Genomic DNA, 16,817 nt, shown 5'->3' on the forward strand with positions numbered 1-16,817 from the left:
TTCCGGGTTCGGTCCTGCGGACCGCCCCGGAATGACGTCTGAAAAATCCAGGAACCCCCATGTCCGCAAACAACGCCTTCCACATTGCCGTGCTCGCCGGTGACGGCATCGGTCCCGAAGTCATGGCGCCGGCGCTCGAGGTGCTGCGCAAGGTCGGCGACAAATCCGGCCTCAGCTTCCGCTTCACCGAGGCGCCGGCCGGCGCCAACAATTATCTCGCCACCGGCAAGTCGATGCCTGATACGACGATCAAGCTGTGCGAGGAGGCGGATGCGATCCTGCTGGGCGCCTGCGGCCTGCCGTCGGTGCGCTACCCCGACAATACCGAGATCGCGCCGCAGATCGAGCTGCGCTTCATCTTCGATCTCTATGCCGGCGTGCGGCCGGCGCGCCTCATTCCCGGCGTGCCGAGCCCGATCGTCGGCGCGGACAAGCGCGGCATCGATCTCGTCGTGATCCGCGAATCCACCGAGGGCCTGTTCGCCTCGATGGGCAAGGGCGTCGTCACCCACGAGGACGCGCGCGAGACCATGGTCATCACGCGCCGGACCTCCGAGCGTCTGTTCGAGTTCTCGTTCCGTCTTGCCGAGCGGCGCAAGGCGCGCGGCAAGCCCGGGATGCTCACCTGCGTCGACAAGGCGAACGTGTTCAAGGCCTTTGCGTTCTTCCGCGGCATCTTCGACGAGATCGAGAAGAAGCATCCCGGCGTGAAGACCGACCGGCTCTATGTCGATGCCTGCTCGGCGATGCTGGTCAAGCGTCCCTGGGATTTCGACGTGATGGTGATGGAGAACATGTTCGGCGACATCGTCTCCGACATCACCGCGAGCCTGATCGGCGGTCTCGGCATGGCGCCGTCCGCCGACATCGGCGACAAATATGCGGTGTTCCAGCCCTGCCACGGCACCGCGCCTGATATCATGGGGCAGGGCAAGGCCAACCCCACCGGCATGATCCTGTCGGCCGCGATGATGCTGGACTGGCTCGCCGACAAGCATGGTGTCGAAAGCGCCGCCGAGGCCGGCGAGCAGATCGAGCGCGCGGTCGACGAGATCTATGGCGGCGGCATCAAGCCGATGGAATTTGGCGGCAGCAACGGCACGGCCGACATCACGAAGGCAGTGATTGCCGCACTCTGAAAGGAAGCGGATGAGCACGCAGGTCCCCGAACGCTATCGACATCTCCGGACGTTTGCTTTCGGCGACAGCCCCGGGCTCGCGGACGAATTGCTCGATCTCGTCGTCAGGGGCATCAAGACCGCGACCTGCAGCACGGAAGACGAGCCGAACACATCTACGCCCGGCGAGCGCTGGGTCGTGCTCGATGGACGGGGAGAGCCGCGCTGCGTCATCGAAAGCACCGAGGTCACATATCGGCGCTTCCATGACGTCGACGCCGCCTTTGCCTTTGACGAGGGCGAAGGCGACCGAAGCCTGGACTATTGGCGCAGCGCTCATCGCACCTATTTCGGCCGGCTCGGACGATTCAGCGAAGACATGATGCTCATGTGTGAGCGCTTTCGCCTGATCGAGGTGTTTGGGGAGCTGCCGGTCGCGAGATCATAGCCGAGCGGCGCAGAAGCAGGCGCACCGCGTCCGCGCCTTTTGTGAGTACAAAGCGTTGCGCAAGAAAAGGGGCCTCACGGCCCCTTCATCATTTACCAGCGGTGCCAGTGGCGGTGGCCGTAGCCCCATGGACGGGGGCCGTAACCGTAGAAGCGGCGCGGGCCGCCATAGTAGCCGTAGGCGCCATAATAGTTCGGACGCCACCAGCAGCGGCCCCAGGCGTTGCAGACCATACGCACCTGATCGACGTCGGCAGCCGGGCCTTTTGCAATCCGGTCCGCCTGCGGAATGCCGTTCGGCATTGCCGCAAGGGCCGGTCCCGAAGCGAGCGCCATACCGCCCATGGCAGCCAGGCCAAGAACAGCAAGTTTGAGTTTCATCGCAGTCTCCCTCGTTGGTTCCGGGAGAACTAGCGCCAGATCAATTGGTTGCTACCGCAACGCAGGCGGGAGAGGAATTTAATCTTCCTGAACGTTGGTTCACCTCGCTCTGCTTCGTCGCAAGAGCTCCTCGCAATGACGGCGGTGAGAGAGGCGTGTTTGCAACGACAGCCGTTCACTTGCCCTGAAACTGCGGCTTGCGCTTCTCCATGAACGCCTGTCGGCCCTCGCGGAAATCCGCCGAGTCCATGCATGCGGTGCCGATCGCCTTGATCGCGTCCATGTCGCGTGCGCTCTCGTCCTTCAAGACCTGCGCGATGGTGATCTTGGCCGCCTTGATCGCGAGCGGGGCGTTCTGCGAGATCGTCTCGGCAATCGCCATGGTCTCGCCCCAGAGCTGGTCCTCCGGGAACACGCGCTCGACGAGGCCGATGCGCAGCGCCTCGGCGGAATCGATGCGCATGCCGGTGTACATCAGAAGCCGCGCCCAGGACGGGCCGACTAGCGACACCAGATGCTTCAAGCCGTCATAGCCATAGGCGATGCCGAGCCGGGCCGCGGGGATGCCGAACTGGCTGTCCTGCGAGGCGAGGCGGATGTCGGCGAGCATCGCGACCTGCATGCCGCCACCGAGGCAAAAGCCCTGGATGCAGGCGATGGTCGGCTTCGGATAGTCGGCAAGCAGCGCGCGTTGGGCGACGCTGCGCCTGGCGTATTCCTCGGACGCCGCGGCGTTGTGACGAGTCTTCTCGAACTGGCTGATGTCGGCTCCCGACACGAACGCCTTGCCGCCGGCACCGCGCAGGATCACGACCCGCACGGCGTCGTCATCGCGCAAGGCCGTCAGCGCCTCGCCAAAACCCTCCCACATCTCCAGCGACATCGCGTTGCGCTTGTCGGGATTGTTGAAGGTGATCACGCCGACACCGTCGCCGGCGTGCTGGAGGATCTTGCCGTCGGCGTAGGATTTTTCGTTGGAGATCTCGGGCATCGCGCGCTCGCGTGTTGGTTGGCGAGGCGCAATGTGCGGCCGGTCCGAGGCCGCGGTCAACCGCGGCAGGGGACGCGGCTTTGCATCGGCCCGTGCCGCGATTGCATGGCGCGAGAAGCGCCTATTGCGTCACATGCATGTGCGCGGTCAGCGGATGGCCGGCGGCCTTGCCGAAGAACGCCGCCTCTTCGGCCGTCGCCTCCAGCAGCTGCTCGTCCTGGTTATAGACGTCGTTGCGGAACTGGATGGTCTGGTCCTTGGTCATCCACGCCGTGAGATAGATCCAGGCCACCGGCACCTTCTTCGCCATGGCGACCTCGAGATGCTGGCCGCTGGCGATTTCCGCGTCGATCGCGGCGCGGCTCCATTTCGGCTGGTCCTTGAGCAGCCAGGCGGCGAGATCGCGCACATTGTCGACGCGCGAGCAGCCGTGGGAATCGAACCGGTAGTCGTCGCTGAACAAATTGCGCTGGTTGGTGTCGTGCATGTAGACCGAATAGGAATTCGGCATGTCGATCTTGACCGCGCCGAGCGCATTGAAGGTGCCGTTGTGCTGGCGCACCGTGAAGTTCGGCGTGCGCGTGCCCGACCAGTCGACCGAATGCGGATCGATCGGATTGTCGTGGGCGTCGAGCACCTCCATGTGCATGCGCGACAGATAGGTCGGGTCCTTGCGCATATGCGCCGAGATCTCGGTCTTGGCGATCGAGGCCGGCACCGTCCAGGTCGGATTGAGGACGACGCTGGTGATCTGGGCGGTCAGCGTCGGCGAGGGCTTTTCGGTCTTGCCGACGATGACGCGATAGCGCCGCACCACGACGTCGTTCTCGACCGCTTCGGCAAAGGCGGCGGGAATGTTGACCACGACATAGCGCTGGCCGAAGCCGAAATTCATGTTCTCGAGCCGCTCGAGCGAAGCCTCGAGCTGGCGGATGCGCTTCTGCACGGAGACGTTCATCGCCGCGAGCGTGCGCGGCGTCACCGTGCCGGTCGGCGCGAGGCCGTGACGTGCCTGGAAGCGCTTCACCGCGTCGGCGAGATCCTGGTCGAAGGCGCCGCTGGTCTTGTCGGCGGAAAGATCGCCGGAGAGGATCAGCCGCTTGCGCAGGAGATCGTCGCTCGCGCCCTGGACGCCAAGCGCGAATTTGGCATCCGCGGGGATCGTCGGCCAGCCGCCGCGCACGGCGAGTGCGGAATAGCTGAACGCGGCCTCCTTGATGCGCTGGGCGGAGCCTTCGTCATAGGTCGGCTCGTGCGTCAGCGCGAGCGCCGCGGCCGAGCGGCTTTCGGGCGTCGAGGCGGGCGTCGTTGCGGTTTTCGGCGCAGCTGCGTGGGCCGGATTGGCCGCAGCCGGCACCGTCCCGGCCGTTGCCGGCTTGGGCGTGGCCTGTCCGACGGTCTCGGTTTGTGCCAGCGCAGAGGCGCTGGCGAGCACGCCGACGGCAACGATCATCGCATGGCGTTTCGACATGTGTCCCATCTTCCCCCAGGAGAGCGAGGCCCGGACGGGCACTCGCATTGGCAAGGTTCGGCCGCCGCGCTGCGTACGCCGATTCGCGAAATCGACGGAAAATTAGGACGCCGGTGTTGAGGTCCCATTAAGCACGGCAGTCGAAAGCTCCGCGCGTCCGCCCGCGGAGTCTCTCGATTGGGTCGCAGCAAGGGCGGAATGGGTTCGCGAAAACCGCGATGGGGAAGGGAAAAGGACAAGAAAAAAGGGCGGTCAGGCCGCCCCGAAATACGAAGTCCGCGCGCGGATGGCGCACGCCAAATCTGGTTCAGAAGATCCGATCCAGCCGATCTCGTCCAATCCGGCCGCGCCCCCGTGACGCGGCGGATTGAACGTCGGCCGTCAAGGCCAGACCGTCGATCGGCTCAGCTTTCGTTGGCCGCGATCGATTCCATCAGCGAGACGAGCTGACGCTGCACCGTCTGATCCTTGATCTTGCTGTAGGCGCGCAGCAGGCGGAGGCTGAAAGCCGAATCGAGGAAGAGCAGGCTTTCGACTTCGCGCGCCTTGTTGTCGCCGTCATAGAAGAAGGTCACGGGCACGTCGAGGGCGGACGCGATCTGCTGCAGGCGGGCTGCGCCGACGCGATTGACGCCCTTCTCGTACTTCTGGACCTGCTGGAAGCTCACGCCGAGCTTTTCGCCGAGCTCGGCCTGCGAGATCTTCATCTCGACGCGCCGCAGACGGATCCGCTTGCCAAGCTCAATGTCCGGCTTGCCGGCACTGCGCTGCTTCATTCTTTTCGCCGCTGTTTTCATAGTCGTTTCTCACCGTTCTTCGGTTGAAAATCCCCCGAAGAGCTGGGTCAGGGGTTCGCCCATATACGAGTCCTTGAATTCATGCGGGTGCACGAACTCTTCCTTAAACCACGGGAAGCGAGCTGGATTGAAAGCCTCGATCAGCCAGTCAATCATGTGCCGAACGCGCGGGATGCGGCCGCTACCGGGATGGTAGGACAACCAGATATCCAGCGGTCGGTTCAATTCGACCTCCAGTGGAATCAACTTCCCGCCAAGCGCAATGGCGTAACTCGGGAATACGCCGATTCCGGCGCCATTCGCGACAGCCCAGTAATTGGCGCTTGAGACGTTCGTCTTCATGACCAGAAGGTCACGTTCCTGAACGCCCGGGAAGAAGCTCTCAAAAGTCTCCTTGGCGGCGAGCTGGTCGGCGAATTGCAGCACCAGGCGGTGCTTGATCAATTCATGGGCCGAGCGCGGCGTGCCGTGTTTCTCGAGGTATTTCTCCGAAGCCCAGAACATCAGATGCATGCGGCCGAGCCGCACCAGCTTGACGTCGAGCGCAGAAGGCCGTGACAGGTGGATGGCGACGTCGGCCTCGTGGCGCGAGACGTCGGCCGAGCGCATGGCGCAATGCAGGTCGACCAGGATCTTCGGATAGGCCTGCTGGAATTCGACCAGGCGCGGCGCGAGCCAGAACGTGCCGAGACCCTCGGTGACGGCGACGCGGACCTCGCCGGACAGGGCGTTGCCGGTCGAATCGCTGGTGCGCAACACGTCGAACGCGGCTGCTTCCATCCGCTCGACGGCGGAGACGACGAGCGCGCCCTCGTCCGTCAGATGCGTGCCATGGACGTCGCGGGTGAACAGAGTGGTGCCGGTCTGGCGCTCGAAATCGTCAATGCGGCGGCGGACAGCGTTGATCGACAACGACAGCCGTTCGGCTGCCGAGCGGAAACTTCCGCAGCGGACGACTTCCAGAAAGATGCGCGCCGCATCCCAATCGGAGAGGCCGCTGAGATTTGTTTTTAGGCGTTCCTCTGGAGGAACGCCCCTTTCCGCCAAGGAGTGCATACAAGTCCCTTCAGGCGGCTAAACTGGCAGAATCTGGCGCAAACCACAACCACGGCGGGTTGCGGGGTGACGAGTTTTGAACGTCATCCTTTACTACCTCGCTGCTGGTATCATGGTGCGGCCACGGGCTGGGAATCGGGCAGACGATCGCCTGAATTGAGGGGTGTCGCGTGAGTTCCGTTGCGAGCCTTCAGATGGCTGCGGGATTGTCGGCGCTGTCCGCAATGGACATCCTTGCGCAAATAGCGCTTCCAACTCCCTGCATGGATCAATCACAACGCAACAGGCGTTCTCTCCCCGGCTGTCTCGACGATGGCCGACGATGCGGCGGGCCGATGTTCGTCGGAACCGCGAAATCAACGCAGAAACACATTGAAATCATGTTCAGAGGCGTCGCGGCCTCGTGTTATCCTTGGTCTCCCATGGGGGCCAAAGGGGTCGTCGCAAATACGTCTCGCAGGCCGAATTAACGGAAAGAACGCCCGGTGTCGCATTCAGACGAACAGTTGCAGTCGGTGCTGGAGACGCTCGAGGAGTGCCGCAGGGCGCTCAACGAGATGAACAGTCGCGAGTCGGCCGAGCTGCTGTCGATTGTCATCCTCGACGTGCGGATGAAACTCAAAGGAATTGACAGCGCCGATCTCAAGGCGCTGTGCGACGAAATGCTGCGGAACGCCGGAAGCGAACCGCCGCCCTCTTCCAAGCAGACGCAGGACCAGCCCCGGCGTCCGCTGCTCCGCGTGGTGAAGTAGCCGCGCCGCCTGGTCTCGCTTTTTGGCGAGGTTTGTGCGCGTCCCGATGCCGCATCTGTGATCACGGACGGCATCGGGAGGAGCCCTGGTTTTGTGCGCCTCTGTTGCGCATTCTCCGGCATCGGCTACACCAGAGCCGGTGCTCCGGGCCGCGCGCGTTTCCCGCGTGCCGCACCGGCGCCTGAGATGGCTCCGACTGCATCATGCAAAATGTTTCGATCCCGGCGGCGCTGATTGCCGGCCTCGTCAGCTTCCTCTCCCCTTGCGTCCTGCCGCTGGTTCCGCCCTACCTGATCTATCTCACGGGCGCGACGATCGAGCATGTCGAGAGCGAGGAGCCGGCCTCGACCTCCAAGCGCGCGATCATGATGTCGGCACTGCTGTTCGTGCTCGGCTTCTCCACGGTGTTCGTGGCGCTCGGGGCCAGCGCCTCGTTGATCGGCGGGCTGATCCGGGCCTGGTCGGCCGAGCTGTCGATCCTTGCCGGCATCGTCATCATCATCATGGGCCTGCACTTCCTCGGCCTGACGCGCATCGGCCTGTTGATGCGCGAGGGCCGGCTGCCGATCCCCAGGCCCGTCGGCCTCTGGGGCGCCTACATCATGGGGCTGGCCTTCGCCTTTGGCTGGACGCCCTGCATCGGCCCGATCCTGGCTGCGATCCTCTCGATTGCCGCGGCCGAAGCCACGGTGACGAAGGGCGCGGGGCTGCTCGCGGTCTATTCGGCCGGCCTCGGCATTCCCTTCCTGATCGCAGCGCTGATGATCGAGCAGTTCTCCACGCTGTTCGCGCGCATGAAGGGCCAGCTCGTCAACGTCGAACGCGCCATGGGCGTGTTGATGGTGATCACCGGCATCGGCTTCCTCACCGGCGCGGTCTCCAATGTGAGCATCTGGCTGCTCGAGACCTTCCCGGCGCTGCAGACATTCGGATAGGGCGTGCGCCATAGCGCTTCCGAGAGGGGGAGTGCTGCGATCATTCCATGCGTAGCAAAGCCGGAAGGTCGCTCATTCGATGACAGAGGTCGTCACAGATCTCCGCTAATTCTCGCTCAGCTCCCGAATCTCCTCCGGTAAAGCCGAGGACTTTCATTCCTGCGGCCTTTGCCGCGCGGACTCCGGACAACGAGTCCTCAACAACGACGCAACGTGAGGGGTGAACGCCCAACGTACGTGCGGCATGCAGGAACAGGCCGGGGTCCGGCTTCCACGAACCAACCTCATACGCACTGAAGATGCGGCCTTCGAAATGCTCCAGCAGTTTGGTCAATCCGAGTGCATGTGTCAGCTTCGACATGGGGCCGTTGGATGCTACGCAAACCGGAACGTCGATTTCGGCCAATGCCGCATGGATTCCTTCGATCGGCTTCAGTTCGGCATCAAACGCCAGCGCGGTTGCCCGCCGAACGTCGTCGATGAAGCTGTCTCGGACGCGGCGGCCCAGCCGGTGCTCGATTTCGCGCACGCAATCGGCCATCTTGACCCCGCGGAAAGAACGTATGGCGTCTTCGACGCGGATCGATATGCCTTCCTCGGATGCCGTTTGAACCAGCACGGTCAGTGCAATGATCTCGCTATCGACCAGGACGCCGTCCGAATCGAAAATGACAAGTTCGGGACTAGCAGAGGTCATTCTTGCGAGGCTCCAAGCACATCGTTCACCGGAATGTCTCGCTATATCCGGGACAATGGACGGAGGCCATCCTGGCCGTCTGGAATCGTCGCAGGCAGGTCCGTGAGGCTCTGAGGCGGGTCCTCGGCTGTGTCGCGGATGCCGAGGGCGTCACTGATGATTTGAATCAGGGCGCGCACTCGAAGGTCATGAGCACGCGCCCCCGTTTGGTCTCGCCTGACCAGCCGTCAGTAATCCCAGAACACCGGCACCCAGCGGAAAGCGTCGCCGTCGACCGCGACCCGTCCGACGGACGGGAACGGCAAATGCGTGGCGACCAGCATCTCGCCGGTTTCGGCAAGCTCTCGCAGCAGGTGGATACGAACGCGCGCCGCCTCCTCGGGGTCGTGCTCGAAGCCGTTGTGCCAGTCGGGTTGTTCGAACCCGACCGCAAACACGGCATCGCCCGCGAATGTCAGTGCGTCGCCGCCGGACGCTACGCGAACGACGCTGTGTCCGGGGGTGTGACCGCCGGTCCGACGGGCGATGACGCCGGGCGCGATCTCCTGCGTCTCGTCGAACGTCCGCAGCTGACTGCCGTACTCCTTCACGAACCGCTTGGCGGTGGCCCGAAGCGCGTCCGGGAATCCCTGCGGCATGTTGGTGTGGGAGAAATCGGGCGCCTCCCAGAACCTGACCTCGGCGGCCGCGACGTGGATGCGCAGGTCCTTGCGCAGCCGCTGCTTCACGCCGTCGACGAGCAGCCCGCCGATGTGGTCCATGTGCAAATGGGTCAGCACCAGATCGGTCACGGCCGAAAGATCGATGCCGGCGGCCTCCAGTCGCTTGATCAACTGCCCGGCTCGCGGCAGGTGCAAGTTCGGGTCGGAGCCGAGGCCGGCGTCGATCAGGATGGTCTTGTCGCCGCTGCGCACCATGACCGCATTCAGTGCCCAGTCGAACGCGTCCTGCGGCAGGAACATGTCGTGCAGCCAGGCAGCCCGCTCGGCCGGGGCCGCGTTATGCGCCAGCATCGTGGTCGGCAGCGGCAGCACGCCGTCGCTGACCACCAGCACGTCGATCTCGCCAATCTTGAGCGCGTAGCGTGACGGCACCAGTTCTTCGGGGCCCGATGACACGGGATATGAGGTGTTGTGCAGGTTCATGTTCGTCTCCTGTTTCATGGAAGGCTTCTGGCTGAACTTGGTTGAGCGGGCCGCGCAGCCAGGACGCGCGGCCGCCGTCGCTTCACGTGTCTAGAGATCGGTCACACGCTCCGGATCGGCCGAGGCGAGCGCGGCGGCGCGCTCGGCCTTCGGCGGATAGATCCAGACGGTGTTGATCTCCCGCTTCGTCTTCTTGGCGACGTCGCCGACCATCTCGACCTTGCGCTCCCAGCCGCGCGTGAACAGCGCGCCGGCTTCGCCGAGGTCGAGGCAGGTGACATAGGCCTTCTGGTGATAGGGCCTGGTCGGAACGCCCAGCAGCTCGGCGGCGGCATTGTTGCCGGCAAAGGCGCCCATCCGCGTGGCGTGCTGGCACGACATCAGCGCGTAATTGCCCTCGTCGTCGCAGGCGGCGCGGGCGGCATCGCCGGTGGCGAACACGCCGGCGACACCGGGCACGCGCAGATCGCGATCCACCAGAAGCCGGCCAAAATTGTCGCGCTCGGCGGGAATCTGTGCCGTCAATGGAGCGGCGCGGATGCCGGCGGCCCAGACCACCGTCTCGGTCTCGATATGCTCGCCGGTCGAGAGCGTCACACCGGATTTGTCGAGCGAGGCGACGCAGGCCCCGAGCCGGGTCTCAACGCCGAGCTTGCGCAGGGCGTCCTCGATGAGCGGACGGGGGCCTTCACCCATATCAGGGGCGATCGCGCCGTTGCGCTCGACGATGATCACGCGCGACTTCGAATCCTTGCCGAGGATCTTGCGCAGGCGCGCGGGCAGCTCGGTTGCGGCTTCGATGCCCGTAAAACCGCCGCCGGCGACGACGACCGTGTCGCGCCCGTTGACGGCCGGCCGGTCCGCGAGACCGTGCAGGTGCTTGTCCAGCGCCACGGCGTCATCGAGCGAATCGACGCTGAAGCCGTGCTCGGCAAGGCCGGGAATGTTGGGGCGGAACAGGCGGCTGCCGGTGGCGATCGCGAGACGGTCGTAGGACAGCGTTTTCTTCGTGCCCCCCGCAGTCGTGATCTGCACCGTCCGCGCCTCGGTGTTGACGGTCTCGGCGCTGCCCTGGATGTAGTTGACGTCGATCGCCTTGAGGACGTCGAGCAACGGCGCCGTCAGGGTTTCCGGCTTCGGCTCATAGAGCCGCGGGCGGACCACCAGTGTCGGCTCCGGTGCGATCAGCGCGATCTCGAGATCGTCGGGCGAGGCGCCCTGGATGTCGCGCAAACGGGCGGCGGAGAGGGCGGCGTACATGCCGGCGAAGCCGGCGCCGATGATGAGAAGTCGCATGTGGTTCACTCCTGGATTGGGTTGATCGGGACAGACGTGCGTCATCGCGGCCCGAGGTCGGCGGAGCCTGCTGCGATCGGCGATGACGCGAAGAGGTCAAGCGGTGGACGCTGTACCCTTACGGGGCGGTGCAGCTCGGCAGTGACGACAGCAGCGCGGGGCTTCCACAGGCCGCCTGGCAGCTTCTCGGGCTCGAGGGCCAGCCGCGCAGGGCGACCGGCACTGCAGCTTTCCTCGGCCAATCATGATTGACCAGGATTGACGCCAGGGGACTGGCGTTCTGCGCCGGGGCCTCCTCGGCTGTCGGCGAGGTGAGGCGCACGGTCAGCGAGAGCCCGTAGAGGAGCGCTGTTGCGATGGCTTTGCGGCGCGGTGCAATTGCAAGGCGTTTCCAGTCCATTGTTCGTCTCCGTCCGCGTGGTCCGTTCCTGAGATATTTAGCGAACCGGATGCTCGACTGCCCCAGAGCGATTGCCGTCGCTGTCGCGGGATTGCTGCTAACGCGTCCGTCTGCGCCAATCGCTCGGCGTTTCACCCGTCAGCTTCTTGAATGCGGCGGCGAAGGCGGTCTGCGTGGAATAGCCGAGCGCTGCGGCGATCGAGACGACCGGTTCGTCGGTCTCCCGCAGCATGTTCATGGCCTGCTCGAGCCGGTGCTGGCGCAGCCAGGCATGCGGCGAGAGTCCGGTGCTCTCCTTGAAGGACCGGCAGAAATGGAAACGCGACAGACCGGCGTCGGAGGCCAGCGCAGCCAGCGAGACGTCCGCATCGCTGTCCGAGCGGAGACGTTCGATGGACCGGCGCAGGACCATTGGCGAGAGGCCGCCGATGATCGGCTGCGGCGCGGCCGGCACGCCGGCGTGGGCCGCGAGCACGCGCGTGGCGAGGAGATCGGTCAGTTGCTGCCGGAACAGCGTGTCGAGGGTGGCGCTGCCTTCGAGCGAGTCGGCTGCGCTCAGCAGCAGGCGGGACGTGATGGCGTCGGGATGCCCGGTTCTTTCCAGGAGGTCGCCGGGGCTCACCGTGCCGGCTTCATCGGCGATACGCAGCAGCGTTCGCTGCGGAAGATAGAGCTGAACGACATGCATCGAACGGTGGATGTCCCATCGCGAGGTCGATCCGGCCGGAATGATCGTGACGACGCCGGGTCGCGCCGTACTGATCGCAGCCGATTTTCCGCTGCGCCGCTCCAGTGCCTGTGAGCCGGCGGGATAGGTCATGATGACGTGATCGGCCATGGGTTCGACCACGTCGTGCAGCGGCTCGTGCTTCCAATAGGCAATCGTGCCGCTCTGGGAATCGGAGGCCATGCGAAGTGGCTTCGTCTTGAGCACGCGCGCCATCTCCGTATCGGCAGCGCGCAGCTGGGGCGTCGCGCCATCGTCAGGCTGTGCGCCGGGTGGGGGTGGCAAGCCCTTGGGTGAGGGATTGCGCATGAGTGCAGTGCTCCCGATCATTGTGCGGCTCCTCCTGATCGTGTCAGGCTGCACATCAGTCGTCCGTATTTGTACGGGTCGGTGCGCGTTCTATGCGGGTGACGGAACAGCGTCTTTCCTGAAGCGGTCGTGCTTTGTCCGATCCTGCTCAGGGCAGGCGCGCGTTTTCGCAAACGCACGCCGGGCGGCGCCGAGCTGTCGCGGTGTAGGACGGAGATCGCACGAGAGACGGTGAGATGCCGTCGAAATGGCTTGTGAAAGAGCGGCAAGCCGTCACACGGCGAGCTGACGAGCAGGTCTGCACCACTGCTCGATGATCCCTGTTCAGCGCGCCTCGTCCAGCGTGCAAGTGACCGTGCAGACGACGCCGCGCGGCAGGAAGTCGACGGTTGCCTCGCCGCCGAGCTGGTCGCGGGCGCTGCGCTCGATCAGGCGCGAGCCGAAGCCGCGCCGCACCGGCGCGGTCACCGGCGGTCCGCCGATCTCGGTCCAGATCAGGCGCAGCCGCGGCTTCGGTGTATCGGCGATGACCTCCCAGTCGAGCGTCACCCGGCCGGTCTCGCTCGACAGCGCGCCGTATTTCGCGGCGTTGGTGGCGATCTCGTGCACGATCATCGACAGCACCACCGCAAGCCGCGGCGACAGCGGCACCGTAGGGCCGGCCATCCGGATGCGGTCGGCGCTGCTCAGCAGGAACGGTTGAAGCGCACGGGCGATCACCTCCCTCAGCTCCGAGCCCACCCATTTCTCCTGGCTGAGCAGATTATGCGCCTCGGCGAGCGCGCCGAGCCGTCCCTCGAACTTGGCCCGCTCGTCACGACTGGCGCTGCGGAAGGTCTGCACCGCGATCGCCTGCATCAAGGCCAGCGTGTTCTTGACGCGGTGGTTGAGCTCCTCGATCAGGAGATTGTGCAGCATCTCGCCGCGCGCGATCGTGGTTGCCATCCGCACCGCGAAGGTGAGGCCGATCAGCAGCAGGATGCCGCCGATCAGACCGGTGATCGCAATGTTGCGCCAGAGCGGGGCGATCAACGAGCTTTCGGGGACGCCCGCGGCCACCGTCCATCCCGTGAGCCGGGATCGGGTGTAGGCGGAGGCGAGTGCGACGCCGTCGAGCGAGACCGACGACAGCGTGGCCTCGGGAGCGCGAAACATTTCCTCGTGCAGCGAAGGCGATGCGCGCTTGCCGAAGTTTTCAGCGGGATTAGGCACGCGGGCGAATACCGTGCCTGTGGTGTCGAGCAGGGATACTGTCCACTTCTGGTCGGGCCGCTGCTTCTCGACCAGCTCCTGGAATATGCCGATCGGCGGGCTGAAGCAGAGGTCGTAGATCACCTCGCCGTTCCGGAACACCGGCACCTCGACGGTCAACACCTGACGTCCATTGATCGCGCCGGTGAACAGGTCGGAATATTGCGGCGTTCTGGTCGCGAACACGTTCTCGACGATAGCGAGATTGCCACGCAGCGGCAGGCTCGCAGTATCCTCCGAGGCGGTGGAGAATAACAGCCGGCCCTTGCGGTCGGAGATCAGCAGCAGGCCGCCCTTGCCGTACTGGTCGAGGAAGCCGAGCGCGATGCGGCGAAAGTTCTGGAAGTCGTCGTTGCGCAGCGAGTTCGTCAGCGCCAGCACCTGCAAGCTGCCGGTCATGCGCTGCACCTCGGAATCCAGCACGAGGCGCATGCTGCGGACGTTCTCCAGCACGCGGCGCGTCGCGTCGCTGCGGTCCTGCTTGTAATGGTAGAAGGCGATGCCGACCGCGAAGACGATCATCGGCAGCATCGTTCCCGCGACCAGGAGAGCGAGCCGGACCGGCAGGGTGAGCTTTGACAAACGCGCTTGTCCCGCTTCCGGCGCGGCGGCGCCGGCTTATGATTTTGGCGAGAACCATACGGGCAGGACCGGCAGGGCGCCACGATTTTCGCATGTGACGAGCGGTCCGGAAGGATTTTGCAGCGCAGTGCGGCGAGCCCTGCGCCTCAGCTCATGCTGATCGCGGTCAGCAGCAGACACACGACGTAGATGGCCGCCAGACTGAGCCCGGCGATCCGCGCCTCTCAATGCGGTTTCATGCGGTCAACTCCGGCAGGCGGCCGCCTTCATGGCGGCCGCTCGTCCGTCAGTTCTGATCAATCGATTTCCTGAACGACGGTCCGCGTGCCCGGATCCACCAGCATCACGCGTTCGCCGGAATAGACGTAGCGATATTTGGTGAGGGACGGGCCCCAATCGGCCGGAACCGCTTCGAGCTCCACCTCGCTCGGCACCGTTGCGCCGACGATGATCTTCTCCTTCGTCGTAACCGGACGCACCCGGTGCTCGGTGACGTAGGATTTGATCTTGGTGCGGTATTGCGGCTCGATCTGAACGACCGCGGCGTGACCGGTTCCGGTCGTGGTCACGGTGGATTGTGCGAACGCGCCGGTCGAAATCAGAACGGCCGCGGCGGATAACAGGAACAGCTTCTTCATCTTGTCCTCCTCACAAGCATAAGCGCCGCAACAACCTTTCGCCGCGAGCGACGTTCCCCGAGGATAGGAACAAAATACCATTTTTTCCCGTTTCTGAATCGACCGGACCGAAATCCGGCAATTGGAGGAGGAGACAAGATGATGCTGAAGATGGCGACTGCAGCACTGATGGTTGCTGCGCTTTCCCTGCCGGCGTTCGCGGCCGACGAGTTCTACGTGGTCCAGGACGTCAAGACCAAGAAGTGCACCATCGTCGACAAGAAGCCGATGGACGCGTCCATGACCGTCGTCAGCCCGTCGGGCACGATCTACAAGACGCGCACCGAAGCCGAGAGCGGCATGAAGACCGTCAAGGTCTGCACATCCAATTGAGGAGGACGTGATGCCAGTACTCATTCTCTGGGCCGTGCCGGCGATCATTGTGATCGGTGGCGGCATCTATCTGATTGGTCATATGCACTAGGTCAGGCGTGGAAGACGCGCGGGTCGCTGCGTGCAGCGCACAGGTCCGCGCGTCTTCCCGTGTCCCAGGGAGTGAGGGGCCGCTGATGCGGCGTGCCGCGCGCCGGCAGGAACGCGAGTTGCAGTGCAGCAGGTCGTGCAGGAGCAAGTCCTGCGACGAAGAGTACCTCCAGCGCGCGCGAAATGACTTCCGTCCCGCCGAGGTTTTTCATACGCTTCCCCTCGCAAGCCGCATACCGGCTGCACGCACGGCCCGGCGACAGGGCCGGAGCATCAAAGGGAGGGGAGACGATGAAGCGACGATCATTTCTCGCTGGTATCGGTGCAACCACTGCGGCGGCCGCGATCGGCATGCCGTCGATCCTCAGGGCGCAGGCGCCGATCACGCTGAACGGCGCGGTGCAGTTCAACGACGACCATGCGTTCAACCGGGCGCTGATCCGGTTCGAGGAGCTGGTGAAGAAATATTACGGCAAGCCCGTCAATTTCACTTTGCACAAGAACTCCTCGCTCGGCCTCGAGAAGCAGTATTTCGAGTACATGTCGCAGGGCAAGGCGGTCGATTACGGCATCGTCTCGCCGGCTCACATGTCGACCTTCGCCAAGGCGGCTCCGTTCATCGATGCGCCCTTCGTGTTCAAGGGCATCGACCACATGAACAAGGTCGTCGAAGCCAATATCCTGGCACCGATCGCCGACGAGGTCGCGGCGAAAGCCGAGGTCGTTCTGATCGGTTATTCCGGCGGCGGCATCCGCAACATCTTCGCCAACAAGCCGCTCAAGAATCTCGCCGATCTCAAGGGCCTCAAGGTTCGCGTGCAGGGCGCACCGATATGGTCGAAGACCTTTGCGGCCGTCGGCATGAGCCCGACGGTGATCACCTATAACGAAATCTACAATGCGATCCAGAACGGCGTGATATCGGCCGGCGAGAACGAGGCGGCGGGCGTCGAGGCGATGAAGTTCTACGAAGTGGCCCCGCATCTCAGCCTCACCCAGCACGCCGTGTCGATCCGGCCGATCTGCTTCTCGGTGAAGACGCTGAAGACGTTGCCGAAGGATTTGCAGGACGCGATCATGAAGGCCGGCAAGGAGGCCGGCGACTACGGCCGTCAGCTCGAGTCGAGCGAAGAGGTCGTCAAGCTCGACACGCTCGAAAAGGCCGGCAAGCTCAAGCGCGTTCCCTTCGAGGAGCGGGACGCCATGAAGAAGCTCGCCGACCCCGTGATGGCCACCTACGCCAAGGAGATTGGCGCGGAGGGCATTTTCGAGAAGATCAACGTCGCCTGAGCTCGTTGCATCCGCCGACGGCACCTCCGGGCAAGCCCCGCTTCTTGCCCGGCCGTGGCGGATGAGTTGCCG

General features: G+C 64.4%; 19 protein-coding genes. 6 read left to right on the forward strand and 13 right to left on the reverse strand.

What is annotated here, in order from left to right; translation table 11 throughout:
- Window positions 1-59: 59 nt before the first annotated feature.
- Entirely contained in the window at window positions 60-1,139 is a 1,080-nt protein-coding gene (locus IQ16_RS04310; RefSeq protein ID WP_018648234.1) for an isocitrate/isopropylmalate dehydrogenase family protein, read from the forward strand.
- Window positions 1,140-1,149: 10 nt separating this feature from the next.
- Entirely contained in the window at window positions 1,150-1,566 is a 417-nt protein-coding gene (locus tag IQ16_RS04315; RefSeq protein WP_018648233.1) for an ASCH domain-containing protein, read from the forward strand.
- Between the two features lie 92 nt (window positions 1,567-1,658).
- On the opposite strand, the gene IQ16_RS04320 is transcribed toward IQ16_RS04315, so the two are convergent.
- The 5 genes from IQ16_RS04320 to IQ16_RS04340 form a co-directional block, all read right to left on the reverse strand.
- Complete coding sequence (locus IQ16_RS04320; RefSeq protein WP_018648232.1) at window positions 1,659-1,946, reverse strand: hypothetical protein; 288 nt, start codon at window positions 1,944-1,946, stop codon at window positions 1,659-1,661.
- A gap of 175 nt (window positions 1,947-2,121) precedes the next feature.
- The gene (locus IQ16_RS04325; RefSeq protein WP_018648231.1) at window positions 2,122-2,937 is read right to left on the reverse strand and encodes an enoyl-CoA hydratase; all 816 of its coding nucleotides are present in this window, start codon (window positions 2,935-2,937) and stop codon (window positions 2,122-2,124) included.
- Between the two features lie 121 nt (window positions 2,938-3,058).
- A complete protein-coding gene (locus IQ16_RS04330; protein WP_018648230.1) occupies window positions 3,059-4,408 on the reverse strand; it encodes a L,D-transpeptidase family protein in 1,350 nt (449 codons plus the stop codon).
- A gap of 404 nt (window positions 4,409-4,812) precedes the next feature.
- Complete coding sequence (locus tag IQ16_RS04335) at window positions 4,813-5,184, reverse strand: helix-turn-helix domain-containing protein (protein ID WP_020608151.1); 372 nt, start codon at window positions 5,182-5,184, stop codon at window positions 4,813-4,815.
- A gap of 30 nt (window positions 5,185-5,214) precedes the next feature.
- Window positions 5,215-6,261, reverse strand: a complete 1,047-nt coding sequence (locus IQ16_RS04340; RefSeq protein ID WP_018648228.1) for a LysR family transcriptional regulator — start codon at window positions 6,259-6,261, stop codon at window positions 5,215-5,217.
- A 485-nt stretch (window positions 6,262-6,746) separates the two neighbouring features.
- On the opposite strand from IQ16_RS04340, the gene IQ16_RS04350 reads away from it, so the two are divergent.
- Window positions 6,747-7,013 (forward strand): hypothetical protein, encoded by a 267-nt coding sequence (locus tag IQ16_RS04350; protein WP_018648227.1) that lies wholly within the window; start codon window positions 6,747-6,749, stop codon window positions 7,011-7,013.
- Between the two features lie 203 nt (window positions 7,014-7,216).
- Entirely contained in the window at window positions 7,217-7,948 is a 732-nt protein-coding gene (locus tag IQ16_RS04355; protein ID WP_018648226.1) for a cytochrome c biogenesis CcdA family protein, read from the forward strand.
- Between the two features lie 40 nt (window positions 7,949-7,988).
- On the opposite strand, the gene IQ16_RS04360 is transcribed toward IQ16_RS04355, so the two are convergent.
- The 7 genes from IQ16_RS04360 to IQ16_RS04390 all read right to left on the reverse strand — a co-directional run bounded on the left by IQ16_RS04360 (window position 7,989) and on the right by IQ16_RS04390 (window position 14,993).
- A complete protein-coding gene (locus IQ16_RS04360) occupies window positions 7,989-8,645 on the reverse strand; it encodes an HAD family hydrolase (protein WP_018648225.1) in 657 nt (218 codons plus the stop codon).
- 227 nt (window positions 8,646-8,872) lie between these two features.
- Complete coding sequence (locus IQ16_RS04365) at window positions 8,873-9,790, reverse strand: MBL fold metallo-hydrolase (protein ID WP_026312853.1); 918 nt, start codon at window positions 9,788-9,790, stop codon at window positions 8,873-8,875.
- Window positions 9,791-9,880: 90 nt separating this feature from the next.
- Complete coding sequence (locus tag IQ16_RS04370) at window positions 9,881-11,086, reverse strand: NAD(P)/FAD-dependent oxidoreductase (RefSeq protein ID WP_018648223.1); 1,206 nt, start codon at window positions 11,084-11,086, stop codon at window positions 9,881-9,883.
- A gap of 118 nt (window positions 11,087-11,204) precedes the next feature.
- Complete coding sequence (locus tag IQ16_RS04375) at window positions 11,205-11,486, reverse strand: hypothetical protein (protein WP_018648222.1); 282 nt, start codon at window positions 11,484-11,486, stop codon at window positions 11,205-11,207.
- A 97-nt stretch (window positions 11,487-11,583) separates the two neighbouring features.
- A complete protein-coding gene (locus IQ16_RS04380) occupies window positions 11,584-12,543 on the reverse strand; it encodes a helix-turn-helix domain-containing protein (RefSeq protein WP_035668320.1) in 960 nt (319 codons plus the stop codon).
- A 303-nt stretch (window positions 12,544-12,846) separates the two neighbouring features.
- Window positions 12,847-14,304, reverse strand: a complete 1,458-nt coding sequence (locus IQ16_RS04385) for a sensor histidine kinase (RefSeq protein ID WP_018648220.1) — start codon at window positions 14,302-14,304, stop codon at window positions 12,847-12,849.
- Window positions 14,305-14,651: 347 nt separating this feature from the next.
- Complete coding sequence (locus tag IQ16_RS04390) at window positions 14,652-14,993, reverse strand: DUF1236 domain-containing protein (protein ID WP_018648219.1); 342 nt, start codon at window positions 14,991-14,993, stop codon at window positions 14,652-14,654.
- A gap of 138 nt (window positions 14,994-15,131) precedes the next feature.
- On the opposite strand from IQ16_RS04390, the gene IQ16_RS04395 reads away from it, so the two are divergent.
- Window positions 15,132-15,365 carry a hypothetical protein gene (locus tag IQ16_RS04395; RefSeq protein ID WP_018648218.1) on the forward strand — a complete coding sequence of 78 codons (234 nt, stop codon included), beginning with the start codon at window positions 15,132-15,134 and terminating at the stop codon, window positions 15,363-15,365.
- A gap of 92 nt (window positions 15,366-15,457) precedes the next feature.
- On the opposite strand, the gene IQ16_RS04400 is transcribed toward IQ16_RS04395, so the two are convergent.
- On the reverse strand, window positions 15,458-15,667 hold the full coding sequence (locus IQ16_RS04400; protein ID WP_145831285.1) for a hypothetical protein: 210 nt from the start codon (window positions 15,665-15,667) through the stop codon (window positions 15,458-15,460).
- A gap of 79 nt (window positions 15,668-15,746) precedes the next feature.
- On the opposite strand from IQ16_RS04400, the gene IQ16_RS04405 reads away from it, so the two are divergent.
- Entirely contained in the window at window positions 15,747-16,745 is a 999-nt protein-coding gene (locus IQ16_RS04405) for a TRAP transporter substrate-binding protein (protein ID WP_018648217.1), read from the forward strand.
- Window positions 16,746-16,817 lie beyond the last annotated feature (72 nt).

The organism is Bradyrhizobium huanghuaihaiense (assembly GCF_007830635.1).
Lineage (GTDB): Bacteria > Pseudomonadota > Alphaproteobacteria > Rhizobiales > Xanthobacteraceae > Bradyrhizobium > Bradyrhizobium huanghuaihaiense.